The following is an 18,983-nucleotide window of genomic DNA, read 5'->3' as shown; positions in this document are numbered from 1 at the left end:
CCTCCCTTCCTGAGAACAGAACACAATACGCTTTGACTTTTGTGTCAGCGCCGCTTTCCTCAGGCCGTTTCTTTTGATACAAATTCGATACATGTAAAAAAACGCTGATCCGGGGCGACCACTGGGTCTTGTCACCTTATTTATGCAGTATCGATCGTACCATCCCGTCGTCTTAACACGCTCTTCGCACTCCATGAGGGATGAATCGCGAGCGACATGTGGCTAGGACATGCCAGACCATTCGATACTTCAAGATGTCCTGATCATTTTCTCCGTCTCGGTTGGTGTCGTGTTTTTGTTCCAAAAAGCCCGACTGCCATCCATCGCCGGATTTTTGGTCGCGGGAACCCTCGTGGGGCCATATGGCTTGAATTTAATCTCAGACCACGAGCAAATCGAAGTTCTCGCAGAAATCGGAGTCATCCTTCTCCTCTTTACCATCGGCATTGAGTTCTCACTCGCTCAACTCAAAGCCTCACGTCGTATATTGCTCATCAGTGGACCGCTTCAAATTCTTGGCGTCGTGGTCTGTGTGGCCATAGGCGGCATGATTATCGGTCTTTCCGTTCGTGAAACGGTGTTTTGGGGAATGCTCCTCTCCTTGAGCAGTACGGCCATTGTCCTCAAAGCCCTGGGAGAGCGCGGAGAAATGGACACTCACCATGGTCGATCCACGGTCGGGGTATTACTGTTTCAAGATCTTGCCGTCGTTCCCATGATTTTAATCACTCCCCTGCTAGGAAACGTCGAGGGCGGGAACATCGGTTCTATCGGATTCATTCTGGCCAAGTCTGCGGCCGTCGTCATGGCGATCGTGGTGGCCGCTCGCCTGCTGACTCCACCATTATTAGAGCATATCGTACGGACCAAGAACCGGGAACTCTTCCTCCTTACGATTATCGTCCTGGGCCTGGGAACCGCGTGGCTCACCTCGCTCACCGGTCTTTCTTTAGCCTTAGGAGCGTTTCTTGCGGGCTTGCTGATTTCCGAATCCAAATACAGCCATCAGGCCTTAGCGGAAGTCCTTCCGTTTCGGGACAGTTTCAACAGCTTATTTTTCGTCTCGATCGGCATGTTGATCGACCTACGAGTGTTGGCGACTCATCCTGCACTCATCCTGACTCTTATCACGCTTGTATTGATCGGAAAGTTTTTGACAGGGGCCGGAGCATCTCTTGCTGCAGGAGCCCCGTTACGCTCGGGGATTTTAACGGGAGTAGCGCTCGCGCAGGTGGGAGAGTTTGCCTTTATTCTTGCGCAAGAAGGACAACAGGCTCATCTTCTTGAAGCACAAACCTATAATATTTTTCTCTCGGTCTGCGTCCTGTCCATGATCATTACTCCCTTCCTCATTCAATGGGCCCCTAGACTCGCCAAACGTGCGGAGGCCCTCCAACGGATTCATCATTGGTTTGGGTACCGAGGATCGACTGAAACTTCTCACATGCCGCATTTGAAAATCCGGGATCATGTCATCATCGTCGGGTATGGACTCAATGGCCGTAATCTTGCCCGCGTACTCCTCGATATAGAAATCCCGTACCTGGTCCTGGACATCGACGCCGATACCGTTCAAACAGCCAACCAAAAAGGCATTCCCATTCAGTACGGGGATGCCACCAATCCGACAGTCTTAAAACACGGGCGCATTGAAGATGCCCGAGCGATCGTGATCGCGGTCTCGGACCCGTTCGCTGTTCGACGAATCGTCCAGCTCTCACGTGAACTCAACCCAAACCTTCATATTGTCGTGCGCACGCGATACATTAAAGAATTGCCGGAACTCCATGATTTAGGCGCGAATGAAGTCGTCCCAGAAGAATTTGAAACGTCCATTGAAATATTCACGCTGGTGCTTCAGTGTTACAATATTCCCAAGCCTGTGATCTTTCAAAAAGCTGAGGAAATTCGACGTGAAGGTTATGCGCTGTTACGCCGAGAAGAACTGCCAGCCTTGGCCCATCGTTTCCGCAAAGGGGTGTTTGCCGATGTCGAGGTTGAGACATGGAGGATCGACGGTGATTCACCCATCATTGAGCAAACGTTCGCAACTGTGGGAATACAACGCAAGACCGGGGCCGTCGTAGTAGCCTTGACCCGAGATGGAGTCACCCGTTCCAAACCATCGAGTGAGGAAATCTTTGAAGTTGGTGACATTCTGGTCCTGCTCGGCTCTCGAGATCAGATTCATCATGCCATTGCGCTGATTTCTGATAAAAAATCCCTTTAACCTACTCACTTCTTCACATACAATCATCTAGCACGAGGAGGAAAACGATGAACGGCAAAAATAGGGTCACAATCTGTGGTTTGTTGACTTGGCTCGTGGGTAGCCTGCTGGCTCCCTCTTGGCTCATAGCAGGGCCCCAAGATCACGTTGATGTTCCGTTGCCTTTATCGCTCTCTCAAAAGGCTGCCGCTGCAGCCCTGGTCGAGTGTGAAGCAAAGGGCTACAGAGTCAGCGTCGCCGTGGTGGATCAAGGTGGGAACTTGAAGGTGCTGATCAGGGGCGATGGTGCTGGCCCCCACACCCAAGACAGCAGTTTTAAAAAGGCGTACACATCGGCAAGCATCGGACGATCCACGAATGAACTGGCAGCATTGATCACGAAGATACCGTCACTTCAAGCACTCCGTGACATGAACGACAATATCCTGATCCTGGGCGGTGGATTACCGATACGATTGGGGGAAACCGTGGTGGGCGGCATAGGCGTCGGTGGAGCTCCAGGGGCTGACTTAGATGAGAATTGCGCCAAGGCCGGACTCACCGCCCTGCAACACGATATGAAGGATATCTCGAAACATAAATAACCCATTATGCTTTTCCGTCAGATGATGAAAACAGGCCGGCAGACCGCCCAAAATGTTCTCTCGCCAGTGTTGTGACTTGCCGACCCCGAGCGGTTCGAGCAAGGTAACCGGATTGAATCAAGAATGGTTCGTACACATCCTCGATCGTGCTCTTCTCTTCCTGAACCGAAGCTGAAAGGGCGTCGATTCCAACAGGCCCTCCGTTAAATTTTTCGATGATCGTCAATAAAATTTGACGGTCCATATCATCGAAACCTGCGGCATCAACCCCGAGCCAAGCCAAGGCTTTTTCCGCAACGTCTCGAGTAAGCACTCCCTGCGCCTCCACCTGGGCGAAATCCCGCGCCCGTTTGATCAGTCGATTCGCGATTCGAGGCGTTCCCCTTGATCGCCGCGCCACTTCATTCGCCGCTTCTGGATAAATCTCCAGGTCAAGCAGCCCGGCTGTTCGCGTCACGATGAGTTGCAGTTCCGCCGCCGAATAAAAGTCAAGCCGGTACACCAATCCAAACCGGTCACGAAGAGGGGAAGTCAGCGATCCAGCCCGGGTCGTCGCCCCGATGAGCGTGAACGGGGGAAGGTCCAGTTTCATCGTTCGGATCGATGGCCCTTGGCCGATCACCAGGTCCATCTGAAAATCTTCCATGGCAGGGTACAAAGCTTCTTCGACGGCTGGAGGAAGACGGTGAATTTCGTCGATAAAGAGAACATCGTTAGGCTGAAGATTAGCCAAGATAGCCGCCAAGTCTCCCGCATGCGCCAGAACCAGGCCAGAAGTGGAACGGATATTTCCTCCCATTTCATTGGCGATAACATGGGCGATGGTGGTCTTTCCCAATCCTGGCGGGCCATAAAATATAGCGTGATCAAGGGCTTCTCCTCGCCGGGTGGCCGCCTCGATACAGATTCGCAGGGACTCTTTCATGCGTGGCTGGCCGATATACTCGCCCAAGCGCTTCGGCCGCAATGCCCCCTCGAGACTTTGTTCTTCTGTATGTTCTAGATTTGAGAGGAGCCGGTCATTCATGATTGGCTCTAGAGAAAGGTCACTCGATCTGTGTACCTACAGCCGGTCATGCGAAGAACTCTAGGGCATAGAGAAAGGATGACGACTCCCCGTCACCGCTAAGTCAAAGAGCCGTCAGACCAATTCCGTATAGGAGTCGTTGGGCGTGTTTTTCAGAATGTACTGTAGAGATCAGAGCAGCCTAGACAAAATTCCACATTGACGCTGCTATCGAGAAAGTTGACGAGAAACCCTTTTTCTTCATACAAGAGCTTGGCCCCCATTAAGGTTTCGTTCTGAAAGTCTTCGTTCCCCAGTAAGTCACGAATTTCTTTAGCGGTTTTCGCCGTGAGAACGGTTCGGAAAATACCGCGAACTTTGTGACTGAACCGGTCATTCATAAAAATAAGGTCAACCTTCCCATCAACAATGCGCACACCAGCCATCGCACCCGTGGGCTTGCTTTTATCCCAAAGCAGGATGAACGTTCCTTCTTGCTCAGCGCGAATCCCCGCAATTTTCTCTTCGATGAGCAATTCGACAGCTTTCGCTTCAGGGTCACCCAACTTCACTTGGTAGAGAGAAATATCAGCGGCATCGAGAACTTTGGGGTCTTGGATACTATTGCGAGTCAGCTCATACCGCGCAGCAACCGCCAGAGAGCTCTGAAGGACCAATGCAATGATCAGGGTAATTCTGACGTACCGGCAAATTCCATGATTCATGAGTCACTCCCGGAGAAATAGATAAAAGAATATGCGAATGAAGCCTCAAACATCGTGACGCGGGGACGCCCCGTATTCGGGCGATGAACTCAACAAACTGTCACGATTGTATCGAACGCCCCAGGCTCGGTCAATGAAGGATATTCTCCTGTCAAATGGCTGCCTCCCGGGCCAATGTTCTCTTTTATGCTATACTGACTACCCCATCTATGAGCCAGAATATTCAGATCAAGGGTGCACGCGAGCACAACCTCAAAAACCTGGACCTCGAGATTCCACGTGATCAGTTCGTCGTGATCACCGGGTTGAGTGGCTCGGGAAAGTCCTCGCTCGCATTCGACACGATTTATGCGGAAGGGCAGCGTCGATACGTGGAGTCGTTGTCAGCCTATGCTCGCCAATTCCTGGAGCAAATGGGAAAACCGGACGTCGACTCGATCGAGGGGCTCTCGCCCGCCATTTCCATTGAACAGAAGAACACCAGCCGAAACCCCCGTTCCACTGTTGGAACCGTCACTGAAATCTATGATTACTTTCGTCTCCTTTTTGCTCGCATAGGTCGTCCATTTTGCTATCAGTGCGGTGACCCTATCACCGCCCAAACCGTGCAACAGATGGTCGAGTCTATGCAATCCTTACCGGTCGGCACCAAATGTCAAATTTTAGCGCCGATCGTCCGAGGCAGAAAAGGCGAGTACAAAAAAGAGCTCCTACAAGCCCGTCGAGCCGGCTACATTCGGGCACGCATTGATGGAGAGATGACAGAACTTTCTTCAAATCTCACGCTTAAAAAACAGCAGAAACATACGATTGAAATCGTCGTTGACCGTGTAATCATGAAGGCTGATCAGGCATTTTCCCGGCGATTAGCCGAGTCCATTGAAGGCGCGCTCAAGTTGTCTGATGGGTTGGTGGGGCTGCTCACGGACGATAATCATCCGACTCTATACAGTGAACATTCCGCTTGTATTCGTTGTGGCATCAGTTATCCGGAAATCACTCCAAGAATTTTTTCATTCAATAGCCCACAGGGAGCTTGCCCTGCCTGCGATGGAATTGGAGTGCATCTTCCGCAAGGTTGCCCGAGCTATGATGACGCCACGCAACATTCTCCTTGCGAAGCTTGCGATGGAGCCCGACTCAAACCAGAAAGTTTAGCCATCAAGATTGCCGAACACTCCATCGCGGACGTGACGAAACTCTCGATTCAAGACGCGGCTTCATTCGTCAACACGCTGTCTTTGAACGACCGCGAGCGCATCATTGGACAACGAATTCTCAAAGAAATTCGGGAACGATTGGATTTTTTAAGAAATGTCGGCCTGGAATACCTGACGCTTGACCGGTCAGCCGGTACGCTTTCGGGAGGAGAAGGGCAACGGATTCGTCTCGCTACGCAAATCGGTTCTGGACTCGTCGGGGTGTTGTACATCCTCGATGAACCCAGTATCGGCCTTCATCAACGGGATAACCAGCGACTACTGAACACATTGCTCCGACTTCGAGACATGGGAAACACCGTCGTCGTTGTCGAACACGATGCCGACACCATGTTGAATGCCGATCACCTCGTAGACCTGGGGCCCGGCGCCGGAATCGAAGGCGGGCATCTCATCGCCGAAGGCCCGCCAAACGTCATCATGAAACATCCCCAGTCCTTAACCGGCCAATATTTGCGAGGGACTCAGCGTGTTGGCCTTCCCCCCCGTCATCGCTCTGCCAAAGGCCTGCTGACGGTCGTAGGAGCCCAAAAATTCAACTTACAAAACATCACCGTTAATTTCCCCCTAGGACTTTTAACATGTGTAACAGGCGTTTCGGGCTCCGGCAAAAGCACCTTGGTCGTCGAAGTCCTCTATCACAGTCTGTCTCAGATTTTATACCAAAAAAAACCACGAATGGATGGATGTTCACGACTCAACGGAGCCAACGCGCTCGATAAAGTCATCGATATCGATCAATCCCCGATCGGAAGGACGCCACGCTCAAACCCCGCCACGTATACCGGACTGTTTGGTTTTATCCGCGATTTATTCGCGAATCTACCAGAATCCAGGGTCCGTGGGTACAAACCGGGGCGATACAGCTTTAACGTCAAAGGTGGACGATGTGAAGCCTGTCAGGGAGATGGGTTGATCAAGATCGAAATGCACTTTTTACCCGACGTCTATGTTACGTGCGAAGCCTGCAAAGGCAAGCGGTACAACCGAGAGACGCTGGATATATTGTACAAGGGCAACACGATCGCCGACATCCTGGACATGACGGTCGCTGAAGCCCTGGAGTTTTTCGACGCTTTTCCCTCCATCCGAGGGAAGCTACAAACGTTGGCCGATGTCGGGTTGCATTACATTAAACTCGGTCAATCGGCCACAACACTCTCAGGCGGAGAGGCTCAGCGCGTGAAGTTGTCGAAGGAGCTCTCCAAACGGGCAACGGGGCGGACCCTGTATATTCTTGATGAACCGACGACTGGATTACATTTTGCGGACATTCAAAAACTCCTGGAAGTCCTCGATCGATTGGTCGAATCGGGCAATACCGTCCTCATCATCGAACATAATCTGGACGTCATTCGAAACGCGGATTGGGTGATCGATCTCGGTCCGGAAGGCGGCCACCATGGAGGCCATATTGTCGCAGAAGGCCCTCCATCTCAAATCATGAAGGCCCCTGAGAGTTGGACTGGAAAAGCCCTGATGGACGAACTGCATCCTGCGACCGCTTAGCCCTTGGGGTACGATCACATTTCCTGGCGTCCAGTCTTCAACTACGGAGTTCTCTTGGTATAAATATTCAATCCAATCTTTTCTTCCCGTCCCGGTATCGTCACATTGCCTTCCGTCGTCGCAATAATCGTCGTTTTCCCGGAAGAAGAAGGGCCGAACTCCTGAGAAAGATCGACCGTAATCGTCAACATGTTCCCGTCCACTTTCATTTCAACATTTTTCATACCCCTACTCCTTCGAAGATAAAGTTGGACAATGAAGACCTGATGTGCAAACAAAAACGAAAACAGCCGATGTCAGGTTGTTACTGAGATTTGATCACAAGGGATAAGAGAACCACGACACCCAGAATGTATGGAAGCAGACATGAGTAGAGAATAGCCTTCAACCCATGTTGAACGTCAGAGTGACCAGTGGACCAGCGCCCCGCTTCCTTATAAACAAATTCATAGGAAAGAATAACCACGGCGAGCGTCAAGGCCATCACCCGGCTCATTTGCGGCCAGGAATAGAGGCCACCAACGATAAAATCCATGGTATGAAACCCACTAAACAGGCACAGCAGCGGAGCTATGACAAATCGAATCAAGAGAGAGCTATAACCCTGGCGGGATACCGTCAGCGGTAACGTCCGTGCTGAAGACTTCATGACTTAAGGGCGGTGGAACGCGCGTCATGAAGAACAGCTTCAGGTTCTCTAACCTGTGGTTCGCATGTAAGGCATACTCGAGGCCGTTTTTTTAAAAACGAAACTTTTCCACTTACCAAGCAACTATGATGCACGAATCGTTCACAAATGCTACACCTCTCCCAACCACCACGTAGCAGGGTAAAGTTTCGCGATAATCCTTCTCCACAAACCCCGCATAATTCTGGAGTGATGTCCAATGTAAGTGGTTGCCACTCACCCGCTCGATTTCGAATACTCATGACCCCCAAGTATACTGGGCTCTTCTCCTGAATACAATCAAGGATTCGTCCTCTCTTCTTCCAGCCAAACTACGCAATCATTAGCTCCTGGAACGTATTTAAAAGTTTTAACAAGCTTGCTATCTGCCTAGTGTGGTGGCAGCCCTACCGCCCGGTTCATGAGGATACATTCAGCGTATCGAAATCGATTCACTCTGTATCAATATGTACAACTTGTGTTTGAACTATTCTGCGCGACGGTTCGACGAACATGAATAAAGCATGAAAACATCGGGAGTTTTCAAAATACCCTGGCGTGGACTGAATCTTGCTTCTATCCCAAGCTTGTGATGGACGGAGAAGGAGTCTCTAGATGAAGATTATGTGTTCATGGTGTGCGAGTGAAGGAAGGATCGCTTACTTAGGAGTCAGAGGATCGGAATCCGATCCTCGCGTGAGCCATGCGATTTGCGAAGGACACCTTGTCCAATTACGTTCGGAAGTTTCATTAACTCCTAGAAGATCAGAACCCTCTGGATTCTATAGCTCGCCCCGCTACCAACAGGACTCTATGGCCTAGACGATTCTGGGTTTTGTGAATCACAGTCAACGGGGGTGAATGCTCTTTGAGTGACGAGCTTCGTCAAGGCGGCTCTTAACCATGGCCAACCCAAAATTTCCGATACGAACGGTGCGACGATAGTCCAACCACCCATACAAAGCAATGCCAATAAATAGCATGATCCCCACAATGACCAACTCAATGGAATACCCGAGCATATTATGACATTTTCCTGTATATTGTTGAATAGTATGAAAAAAATGTCAATTTCATCGCATATTTAAGGCTTATCGGTTCCTTACTTGGATTCTTGAGACATTTCGGGAAAAGGCCTTTTCCACCATCCCCTTGTTTAAGCTCTGCTCGCACCTCTCCCTTGTATAAATAAAACATTTAGCGCTGCGGGTAACATCCCCCTCCCGGCTTCAAAAGTAAATCAAACAAAGGCTTCGTATACAGCCTCTCAATCGATCGAATATTCAAGAAGCAGGTTGCTTTCCCAACGTAACGAGCACGATGTATACTGAATAAATATCGACAGACTAAGAGCATTTCATGCTCCATATCATTATCAATACAGCAACAATTGAAATTTCACTTAAAATCAATGAGTTTTGAAATCATATCATGTATCGACGGCACTCTAGTCACATGCCAATTCGAATAATAATTGCTGTGTTTCTTTTCGTCTGGACTGGAATAACCCCGGTCCTGGCATCTGGGTTCGAGGAGACACGAATTCATGAAGTTGTCATAGACGTTAAGACTCGAAAATTTCTCCCTGATTTGATTTCCCTGAACGTCGGAGAAAAAACGCGGTTCATTCTGAGAAATAAAGATGCCGAGCTCCACGCATTTGTTCCAATAGGACTTTTTGCCGGGACCGCTCACAACGTCAGTGGCAATGGCGCCCCTCAGTTCGGCAAGGAAGGTCTTGTACGTGTCCTCCTTCCTTCAACCGGACAAACGGAAATCCTGTTCACGCCGAAAAAACCGGGGAAGTACCCATTTTTTTGCGATTTACCAGGTCACGTCATGCGTGGAGACATAGTGGTGCGGGAATAGAATGGTGTGGTAAGGTTTGCGGTTTGCAGGTAAGAAGCGAGCGTTTATAACGTTTTTTAGTGTTATATCCTGGAAGGAGTCGTGGGTAATGAGAGAGTCATTGAATTCAATTCATTCAAATAGAGTTAACAGCACCGTGTTACAAAAATCTAGCCGATATGCCATGGTCATCGTAGGCCTCTTGATGGGAAGCCTTATCGCTCACCTTCAACCCGCCATTGCGGCAGGCAATTCTCACGTTAACGAAACTGTCCTCTTCGATACGGTAAAGGCATATGCCGAGTCGGTCTCAACAGGAAATTCTGTCGCTGCCGGGCAGGGAGACTTTGTTTGTCTTTTGAGGATGAAACAGGAGTCAAAATTATCTGATGGCAGTTTCCCACCAGACACAGATCAGATTTATGATTGGTGTACGAAGCGACGAGATGAGGCCCATGCTCGCGCTATCCAACAGCGTGATCGAGCACTCGATGCGGTATGGCCAGGGAAAGGACAACTCGTAGACTTTGCCGATTTCCAACGGTTTTACATTGCTGAAACCGGAAGTCGACAGTTAGCTCCATCATTTTTCGTCATGAAGCAAATAGCTGTCCTGCAACCCGAGGATCCCTATACCATTGAAAAATTACGTGTAGGCCCCATACCGCATGCCTCATTCAAGGTTCAAGAAGACGGCCCTGTCGTCGCCGCCCCGACGAACTTGGTCACGGTGAAAATTAACTACCCGAATCCCATGACTGCACCAGTTTCAAATGCGTCTGGATCGAAGGACTGGGCTGTTCCCTATAAAAAACCACAAGGAATCGTCAAATCGGTCAAAGTCAAATGGGTAGTCTTATCGGACCTCAAACAATTTGGATTTCCGGTTGATCACGCAGTCTTAGATATCCCACTTGAAGGACCACACGGAACAACCATCCCCTTCGTCATTGAGGCGGGGGGGTTTGTACAACACTCAACAGAGTGGTGGGGGCCTGGTGATGCAACCAGCTCATTACAAGAAGGGCTTGAACGAGCAAAATCAGCTTCTGATGATTATGTGTCCCTAATGTTGCTCAATCGCATTTTACTCGTGGACCCACGATATCAAGATGCACTACAAGTCTTTGCAGATCATTTGTTCGTTGGACTTCTCAAATATGGGGAACGAATCCATGGTGTGCACCTTGAACAGAAACCATTGGCCCAACGGTTTAACGAATTGTACTGGACTGTCCAGGCACAAACTGATCGAATGGACTTAACTCTTCCGATGGAAATGGGAGGGAAATCCGAGCCTCAAGCAGCCGATTACTTATATAGAATGATCCCTGTGATGGAAATGCTGTCCTCTCTCCAGCCCGGAGACTTTGAAAATCGTCGTCGTTTGGGGCTTGCCTATCAATGGATCAATGATCAAAGGGCCGCCATTTCATCGCCACAAGAATTACTCTCAGAGGTACCATCAGACCAACATGAACTGCGAGCTCGATTGTTGTTGGAGCTCGCATGGTCACGGATTGGCAAAGTGGCATGGACTCGGCACCTAGATGATCCAGACCTCCCTAAAGGCTACGAAGAAGCAAAAACCGCTCTTGGAATGATGGAAGATCCTCTCGATAAATTTACCGCGACCTACGCCATGGCCTACAGTCTGGCATTTCGCGTTCCACTCGATAAACAAGCCATGCTTGAGCTGTTGAAACAATCACGAGGCTGGTTTGAACAGGTGCCAGGTGCCACTCCGGAAGCTTGGGCTTATATGCTGAATAACGATACATTGAAAGGTTTTGTGAACACGGATCCCTCATTTCAAGCCTTAGTCGCTGCCAAATAAATTCCGTGCTTGGGATTAATATTTTGACGTTGTCGTAACGGCCCCTTCTTCACAAGTCGGGGCCGTTTTTTCTGGAGAACCATCTCTCTAAACCAGAAATTTTGCTTAGATCAGGCCCCAAAGATTCCAAAGTGAGATAAGAAAGTCATGGAACTCGATTTCAGGAAGAATCCTGGCATTCTCAGCAATATGGTCGATGTCATGGCAGATGGAGTATTCACCGTGGACTCGAGCGGTCACATTGTCGCATGGAGTGCCGGGGCTGCACGAATCACCGGGTATTCCAGCCAAGATGTCGTCGGACAATCCTGCCATTTACTCGAGGGGCAAAACTGTAAAGGCTTTAGCAAACTTACCGAATTTTTGGATAATCCCACCCCCTATCCGTGGGGAATTTGTAACCAAGAATGCAAAGTCTTGGGCAAAAACGGCCGAGAGCTCTACCTGTATGGAAATGTCTCCGTGCTTCGGGATGAGCAAGGGAAAGTCATGGGCGCGATCGGCACGTTTACCGACCTCACCTCATTTATCTTGAGCAACGAAAAAATTGCTGTGCTCGAGGAACAGACAAAGTCCCGCGATGCCTTCCAACAGCTTGTCGGGAAAAGCCAGGTCATGCAAGAAGTCTTTCGCCGGCTTCGTCTAGCGGCGCAGAGCGACGTCTCTGTGTTGCTCACCGGAGAATCAGGAACTGGAAAGGAATTGGCCGCTCGAGCGATTCACGCTCTAAGCTGTCGAAAAGATCAGCCATTCTTTGCCATTAATTGTTCAGCCATCCCTGAAACATTGCTGGAAAGCGAGCTCTTTGGACATGTCAAAGGCGCATTCACGGGAGCTATCCGCGACAAAGTCGGAGTTTTTCAAGCGGCAGATGGGGGTACGCTGTTTTTGGACGAAATCGGTGATACCAGCCCAGTCCTTCAACTCAAACTTCTGCGTGTCTTGCAAGAAGGAGAAATCCGACGGGTCGGAGATGAACGGGTCGTAAAAGTGAATGTCCGTTTGATCACGGCCACGAATAAAAAATTAAAGTCGGCGCTATCGAGCGGGGAAATACGCGAGGATTTTTATTATCGCATTCGCGTGTTCGAAATCACGATTCCTCCCTTAAGCGAGAGAAGAGAAGATATTCCATTACTCGTCAAACACTTCATCGAAGAATACGCCAAGGTGTACCAGCGCTCTGTCGATGAAATCTCACAGGATGCCATGCACCATCTCGTGAAATACTCTTGGCCCGGCAACGTGAGGGAATTACGCAATGCGATTGAACATGCTTTTGTAACCGTTGAAGGGGACTGTCTAACCCTACTGGACCTGCCTCCGGAAATTCGCACTCTGGATGCCAAACCAAACACTCAATCATCTCACCCTTCTGACGTTTCTGACCATAAAGAAGAACGGGATCGTATCCTCTCCGCCTTAAGAGAAACACATGGCCGCAAACTCGAAGCCGCCAGGCTACTCGGAATGAGCCGTGTCACGCTCTGGAAAAAACTCCAGAAGTTTGGAATTCAAGCCTTAACCCTCCCTCTCCCTTTACAGTAATCGTTAAACGTTAAGTTAACACTTAACATTTCCTATTAATCCTTCCTGATTTCTCATACATCACCTATACATAAATAATTGATACTATTATGTTTTAAAATAGAATCACATGGAAAATATTGGCATGGTTCATGCTTTAACATAGGAATGCTCTGGTAAAGTGATATTGTGGTCTTCTGTCAATTACGGTGAATTCAGATACGCTTCAGTGGACAAAAATAACAACCTCCGCACGGTAAGGGGTTCACGATGGAAACAATCGTAAATAGGAATAGCGCCATTCAAAATATTGATCGATTAGACAGAGATTTCGGACACGATACAATTGCTCAACTGATGATCGATGTGCGAACTCCACGTGAATTCGAAGAAGTTCATATTCCCGGATCACGCAATATCCCCTTGACTGATCTCGAAACGTTCTTACCTGAATTAAGAGAGCTCTCAAGACATCAGCGTTTGATTTTGGTCTGTCGCACTCAGAATAGAGTGAAGCTAGCGTATGATGAGTTTGTGATCCATGGAATCACGAATGTTCGTATTCTCGAGGGAGGAGTCACAAAATGGATCGCTGACGGTAGGCCTGTGACCCGTGGACGAAGGAGCATTTCACTGGAGGGTCAAGTAAGAATGGCAGCAGGAACCCTGATCATAGGAGGAACGGCCTTAGGCGCGTTCTTCAGTCCCTGGCTTCTCATGATCCCTGCAGTTGTCGGCGCCGGGTTGATTCATGCCGGTTGGAAGGATTCTTGTCTCATGGGCATGCTGCTCTCCAGGCTTCCCTTTAATCAGAGAGGCTACGTTGTATGAATCGAAATATAGACTGGCGCATAGGGCGTCAGTAAGGTCGCTCCTCGCATGAGGAGAGAAAAGAGAGGTGAAGGATGAAATGTAAACGATGTGAAGGTTTAATGGTCTTTGACCGAATATATGGTCCGGATGAGGCAATCTTTGATCTTCCAATTTGGCGGTGTTTGAATTGTGGCGCGACCGTTGATCCGTTAATTTTGCAAAAACGAGTCGCCAAGGATCAGCAGACAATCCCAACGGAAGAAAATGTCGCGTAACTTCAGGTCAGAGAGTCAGTCACGTATAATTGGCGGATGACGCGGATGCCGGGTGTTTTTTATTCATTACACTAAGGAGGTTGCAATGCGACGTTCAATTCGGTCACTCATGTTTGTCTGTGCGCTAAGTTTTGTGGCGATGGGCTGTATGACCACACCAGCCGTAAGTAGCGAGCCTGGCCCTGCTACTGGATATGATATCCATGTACAGGCTCCACACCTCATGCCTGACGGAACCCCTGGTGGCCCATTTCATCACTATTGCAAAGGCATCTCGGATAAGATTTTACAATGTCTCTTGTTCGAGACGACAGATGCCCAAGCTCCTCTGGTAGCTATTGAGTATTTTGTCGCCAAGGATCTTTCACGACAGCTCCCATTGATCCAATGGCATCGTTATTTCCATGATCATGAGCAAGAAATCGCCACGGGACGCGTCCAAATTTTAGACATTGAAGACCCAGAGAAAGTAAAAGCCATCGCCGACGCCGCCGCCAAGACAGATGGGGTCATTTTTCATCTCTGGCAGAAGGGCAAAGAGTTTCCTGATGGGACGGTCACCTATCCACAATCCTTAGGCCATATCTTCAATCAGCCCAAATAATCTGCGGTCATAACGAAGGGAGGCGAATGCCTCCCTTCCCAGTTCTTATACGAATCGACAATCTTACTGTAGGGAGGATTCGTACCGTGAAGCGAATAGGGCAAGCTGTTGTCATCGGAGTGATTATCAGTACCACCACCACCTGGGCTGCAGATCAGGCCGTACTCAAACCTCGCGTGCCGGCTGACCAGATCGAGCAAGCCAAGTCCTGGGAAAATCCGTTTCCCTCGACTCCTGAGCATATTGAGATTGGAAGGAAGATTTTTCATGGCAAAGCGTTTTGCGTCACCTGTCATGGAAAAGATGGGAAAGGCCTCGGACATATTCCCGGGTTGCGCGGAAAGCTTCCTAGAGATTTTACGGATACAGTCTGGCAAGCTGCTCGAACCGATGGCGAATTGTTTTGGATTCTAAAAAATGGAAGCCCAGGGACAGACATGGCTTCATTCGTGCCGTTAGTGCTGACAGAAGAGGAAGCCTGGCATGTATTGCTCTATGTTCGATCGTTTAGGACCCCGTAACGAATATCCCTACCCCAATCTCCCGTGATGAAAACATGAGAAGAAAGGCATCGATAAGAGTATTGCTTGATGGTTCGACATTCCACACCCCCTAGGGTGTATGATGGAAGTGAAAGACAAACAATTCGATAAACAGGGCATGAAATATGAGAAACATCGCTTCGTCTTATCTCCATCGGAGAATGTCGACAATCGTTCCCCTATTGGTGTGTTTGACATTCGTTAGCGCCTTGGCCTCGGGCGTACCTCCAGCCCAACGAATCGTCATGGGCACTTTTTCGCCATATTATTCCCCTGCCGTGGCTCAAGTTCCGAATGGAATCTCCATATCCTGGGAAAACCCCACGGCCACTATCCACTCGATTACCCATGATGGTTGTAAAGCTGGAGAACGATGTGCGTTTGATTCAGGTCCCGTTGGTCCCAGCCAAACTTTCCTCTTGGAAGAATTATCTCCGGGGATGTATCCCTACCACTGTACGTTTCATCCAATCATGCGTGGCCTCCTCGTTGTGCATGAGTCTGACCCGACGATAAAATTATGACCGGCCCCGGTTGTGATTCGGCTTTTCGTCCGCTGGAGCGGATGGGGATACGTCAGACTTGGTATTTCTCATGCCGCCGGCCTAAGAACCTTCCAGTCAACAACCACACGAGAACAATGGGGAGCGCGACAAACGACATCTGCGAGATCGATAGACCAAGATTGTGAAGAGCAGAGCCCACCCACGTACCAGTCACATCTCCTCCACGATGAACCACCGTATCGATGACATTTTTCGCTTGATATTTCTCCACACGAGGCACCACCGTAAAAAGCGTTTCCCGCGCAGGTTTGGCGATTGAAAACTCCCCCGCTCTTCGCAAAATCCCGAAGCCGAGCAGCACCGGTAAAATCGTCAGTATTCCAAACACTCCAAACCCCACGAAGTTCAATATCGGCATCGCCATGAGCATGACCGTGACCCCAAGAGAGGGAAGTAATCGCCCGGTCACGAACAATTGGATGCAAATGGTCAGTGTGTTTACCACCAAATCAAATGAGGCGAAGAGTCGCAACCGGTCTTCTGAGTCCGGAACGACTTGCGGAATCAGGATCGTTTGTTGGGAATAGAGAAAGGTTGAAAGGATGGAGTAACACACCAAATAGACACAAATCGCCTGGAGGTAGCGGGAGTGGGCAATTCGGACCAGTCCGACCCAGAGACTTGCCGGTGAATCGGAAGAAGCCGAAGACGCGAGATGTTTCGCACCGAGATCCTCTCCATGACACGTGCGATACCAGACGAGTAACGCGAAGATACAGACCACCGCCATAAGCAATAATGCCGAAGAGACTAGCAACAAACTCGTCACTCCGAGTCCTTTTACCGCTATTGCCGTAAACAATGGGCCGCTAATAGCTCCAAGACTTCCTCCGGCAGAGATGAAACCAAAGAGCCTTCGTGCCCCGTCGGTGGAAAAAATATCCGCCATGAAGCTCCAAAAGACCGATACGACGAATAGATTGAACACGCTGACCCAGACAAAAAAGACCGGGGCAAGTGTCGTCAGATTTGATCCAGCCTGAAGAGCGATAAAAAATCCAACAAGATTGAGGACAAAAAACCCATAAATGGTCGGGAGAAGCCGTCGAATCGTCAGACGACTGGCTGCCCAGCCAAAGAGAGGCACGACAGCAAGCATGGTGAGAAAGACCATGAAAAAAAACCCAGGGAGCTTGTGAATTCCGGCCAAGACACCCATTTCATCACGTACGGGGCGAACAATATAGTAAGCCGCTAAGACACAGAAGAAATAGGCAAAAGACCAGAGAAGTGCAGGGATTTCCCGCGTATTAACATCAACCACCCGTGTGAGTATTCGATGAAAAGATTGAGAGTGCAGGGAAAAGACCGAATAATGTTTGAGGCGTGGTTTGACAAGACTCCACTTCTTCATGACAGTGAAGAAGCAGAGTCAAGATTGAGCATAGGGATAACGAGATTTGTCTACCGTGCGGATGACGCCGGTCTTTGACCACCATGTCGTCGGGTTGAGCCGAAACGACGGAATTGATCGTGCTCATGACGAGACCCGCTTCGGCTAAAACCAGAACGAGTGCGCTGTTCCTTGTTCTGGAGTACAGGTTTGAATCGAGGCCGGCTCCCCGGCGCGGAAGGAACCGTCTGGCCCAAGAGCCTCTCGATCTCACGGATATGTCGCGAGTCCTCAACGGTGACGAAACTAGTGGCGCTTCCTACGGCTTTCATGCGTGCCGTACGGCCGAGGCGATGCACATAGTCTTCCGGCACATTGGGCAGATCATAATTGATAACATGGGCGATGTTCGCGACATCCAACCCACGAGCGGCGATATCTGTCGCGACAAGCACTTTAAACCTTCCCCGGCGAAACCCCTCTAAAGCAGCACGTCGCTGTCCGAGCCGGCGCCCGCCATGCAGCACGGCAACACGATGGCCATCACGTTCCAACGTTTCGCCCAACCGGTCAGCCCGGTGCTTTGTCCTTGTAAACACTAGAACAGACTCCCCTTTTCCCTTCAAGAGCGAAAGCAACAGTGGTGTTTTATCAGAGGAAGTCGTATGATGCAGGGTTTGCGTGACACCACTCGCTAGCGTAGCCGGCTTTGAGACCATGGCGCGAACCGGATCCTTTAACGACATCCGGGCCAGATCTCCAAGATTGGAGGGCATCGTCGCAGAAAAGAGCAGTGTCTGCCGTTCCTCCGGCACCGCTTCCATGATTTGATTAAGCTGAGGGGCAAACCCCATGTCGAGCATACGATCCGCTTCATCTAACACCACGATTTGAAGTTGAGTGAATCGAATGGTCCCTTGCCACATGTGATCAAGAAGTCGACCCGGAGTCGCAACGATGATATCCGGGCGTTGCCGTAGCCCTCGTATCTGTGCATTCATATCGCTTCCGCCCACGATAGTGGTCGCGAAAATTCGGCACGATCGCCCCAGACGATCCACGGTTTGTTGAATTTGAATCGCTAATTCTCTGGTCGGCGCCAGGACTAATCCGCGCGGTGCGCCTTTCTGGCCTTTGGCAAGCCTTTCAATCATGGGAATGATGAAGGCTGCCGTTTTGCCAGTACCGGTTTGGGCACATCCAAGCACGTCACGGCCCTCAAGGGCCGGCGGGATGGCTTTTGCCTGTATCGGTGTCGGTTCCCGAAATTCAGCTTTTGCAAGATCTCGTAGCAGAGACTGGGATAAACCAAGAGTTTCAAATGATGATAACTCAGACGTAGACTCAGAACTAGACATAGCGGTATTCCTCGCTTGATTAAAGAAGAGGATCGTATTTACACGGGGTCAGAAAACCGAGGGAGTCAGAATTTTGGAAGGAAGTCCGCTCCGAGCAGGATCTGGTCGCGATACGATCGCGGGGCCCGAAGTTGTTACTGGCATCAATATCGCCGGACCGATTCAATATCGAATACCTTAGACATTACAAGAGCATACCCGTAATGTCAAACCAGTATACGTGTTTTTGGAGTAATAATCTTGAAGCATTGAGACATTGCTGGCAAAACGAGTACACTACGCCTCGCGTTTATCGTTGGGGACCTCGTCCAAAGACCGACATGGTCTTAGAGGGGATGG

At 49.7% G+C, this 18,983-nt stretch carries 18 protein-coding genes; 11 read left to right on the top strand and 7 right to left on the bottom strand.

All coding sequences use genetic code 11. The features are described 5' to 3' along the window. Window positions 1–229 precede the first annotated feature (229 nt). Complete coding sequence (locus MRJ96_06230) at window positions 230–2,230, top strand: cation:proton antiporter (GenBank protein ID MDR4501033.1); 2,001 nt, start codon at window positions 230–232, stop codon at window positions 2,228–2,230. A 47-nt stretch (window positions 2,231–2,277) separates the two neighbouring features. Beyond that, the gene (locus MRJ96_06225; protein MDR4501032.1) at window positions 2,278–2,814 is read left to right on the top strand and encodes a heme-binding protein; all 537 of its coding nucleotides are present in this window, start codon (window positions 2,278–2,280) and stop codon (window positions 2,812–2,814) included. Between the two features lie 4 nt (window positions 2,815–2,818). Here MRJ96_06225 and ruvB read toward each other — a convergent pair whose 3' ends face one another. Beyond that, window positions 2,819–3,841, bottom strand: a complete 1,023-nt coding sequence (gene ruvB, locus MRJ96_06220; GenBank protein MDR4501031.1) for a Holliday junction branch migration DNA helicase RuvB — start codon at window positions 3,839–3,841, stop codon at window positions 2,819–2,821. 152 nt (window positions 3,842–3,993) lie between these two features. Continuing rightward, on the bottom strand, window positions 3,994–4,545 hold the full coding sequence (locus tag MRJ96_06215; GenBank protein MDR4501030.1) for a hypothetical protein: 552 nt from the start codon (window positions 4,543–4,545) through the stop codon (window positions 3,994–3,996). A gap of 209 nt (window positions 4,546–4,754) precedes the next feature. Between MRJ96_06215 and uvrA the strand changes: the two genes are divergently transcribed. Beyond that, window positions 4,755–7,274, top strand: a complete 2,520-nt coding sequence (gene uvrA, locus MRJ96_06210; GenBank protein ID MDR4501029.1) for an excinuclease ABC subunit UvrA — start codon at window positions 4,755–4,757, stop codon at window positions 7,272–7,274. Window positions 7,275–7,315: 41 nt separating this feature from the next. On the opposite strand, the gene MRJ96_06205 is transcribed toward uvrA, so the two are convergent. From MRJ96_06205 to MRJ96_06195, 3 genes are all read right to left on the bottom strand, one after another. Continuing rightward, window positions 7,316–7,498 (bottom strand): hypothetical protein, encoded by a 183-nt coding sequence (locus MRJ96_06205; protein ID MDR4501028.1) that lies wholly within the window; start codon window positions 7,496–7,498, stop codon window positions 7,316–7,318. A gap of 80 nt (window positions 7,499–7,578) precedes the next feature. Beyond that, window positions 7,579–7,923 carry a hypothetical protein gene (locus MRJ96_06200; protein MDR4501027.1) on the bottom strand — a complete coding sequence of 115 codons (345 nt, stop codon included), beginning with the start codon at window positions 7,921–7,923 and terminating at the stop codon, window positions 7,579–7,581. A gap of 866 nt (window positions 7,924–8,789) precedes the next feature. Continuing rightward, window positions 8,790–8,963, bottom strand: coding sequence for a hypothetical protein (locus tag MRJ96_06195; GenBank protein MDR4501026.1), 174 nt, complete (start codon window positions 8,961–8,963; stop codon window positions 8,790–8,792). A gap of 433 nt (window positions 8,964–9,396) precedes the next feature. Here MRJ96_06195 and MRJ96_06190 point away from each other — a divergent pair, with 433 nt between their 5' ends. The 8 genes from MRJ96_06190 (at window position 9,397) to MRJ96_06155 (ending at window position 15,911) form a co-directional block, all read left to right on the top strand. Beyond that, complete coding sequence (locus MRJ96_06190) at window positions 9,397–9,810, top strand: cupredoxin domain-containing protein (protein MDR4501025.1); 414 nt, start codon at window positions 9,397–9,399, stop codon at window positions 9,808–9,810. A gap of 136 nt (window positions 9,811–9,946) precedes the next feature. Next, complete coding sequence (locus MRJ96_06185) at window positions 9,947–11,626, top strand: hypothetical protein (protein MDR4501024.1); 1,680 nt, start codon at window positions 9,947–9,949, stop codon at window positions 11,624–11,626. Between the two features lie 147 nt (window positions 11,627–11,773). Then, window positions 11,774–13,174: a sigma 54-interacting transcriptional regulator gene (locus tag MRJ96_06180; GenBank protein ID MDR4501023.1), complete on the top strand. Its 1,401-nt coding sequence runs from the start codon at window positions 11,774–11,776 to the stop codon at window positions 13,172–13,174. A gap of 249 nt (window positions 13,175–13,423) precedes the next feature. Further along, a complete protein-coding gene (locus MRJ96_06175; protein MDR4501022.1) occupies window positions 13,424–13,984 on the top strand; it encodes a rhodanese-like domain-containing protein in 561 nt (186 codons plus the stop codon). A gap of 74 nt (window positions 13,985–14,058) precedes the next feature. Further along, entirely contained in the window at window positions 14,059–14,241 is a 183-nt protein-coding gene (locus tag MRJ96_06170; protein ID MDR4501021.1) for a hypothetical protein, read from the top strand. 85 nt (window positions 14,242–14,326) lie between these two features. Next, on the top strand, window positions 14,327–14,845 hold the full coding sequence (locus MRJ96_06165; GenBank protein MDR4501020.1) for an OBAP family protein: 519 nt from the start codon (window positions 14,327–14,329) through the stop codon (window positions 14,843–14,845). Window positions 14,846–14,931: 86 nt separating this feature from the next. Next, entirely contained in the window at window positions 14,932–15,366 is a 435-nt protein-coding gene (locus tag MRJ96_06160) for a c-type cytochrome (protein MDR4501019.1), read from the top strand. 182 nt (window positions 15,367–15,548) lie between these two features. Beyond that, complete coding sequence (locus tag MRJ96_06155) at window positions 15,549–15,911, top strand: hypothetical protein (GenBank protein ID MDR4501018.1); 363 nt, start codon at window positions 15,549–15,551, stop codon at window positions 15,909–15,911. 52 nt (window positions 15,912–15,963) lie between these two features. Here MRJ96_06155 and MRJ96_06150 read toward each other — a convergent pair whose 3' ends face one another. Next, the gene (locus MRJ96_06150) at window positions 15,964–17,307 is read right to left on the bottom strand and encodes a hypothetical protein (GenBank protein MDR4501017.1); all 1,344 of its coding nucleotides are present in this window, start codon (window positions 17,305–17,307) and stop codon (window positions 15,964–15,966) included. Window positions 17,308–17,357: 50 nt separating this feature from the next. After that, the gene (locus MRJ96_06145; protein ID MDR4501016.1) at window positions 17,358–18,644 is read right to left on the bottom strand and encodes a DEAD/DEAH box helicase; all 1,287 of its coding nucleotides are present in this window, start codon (window positions 18,642–18,644) and stop codon (window positions 17,358–17,360) included. Window positions 18,645–18,983: the final 339 nt, after the last annotated feature.

The organism is Nitrospirales bacterium, assembly GCA_031315865.1.
Taxonomy (GTDB): domain Bacteria; phylum Nitrospirota; class Nitrospiria; order Nitrospirales; family UBA8639; genus JAGQKC01.
This window is presented reverse-complemented; position numbering and strand designations above follow the sequence as displayed.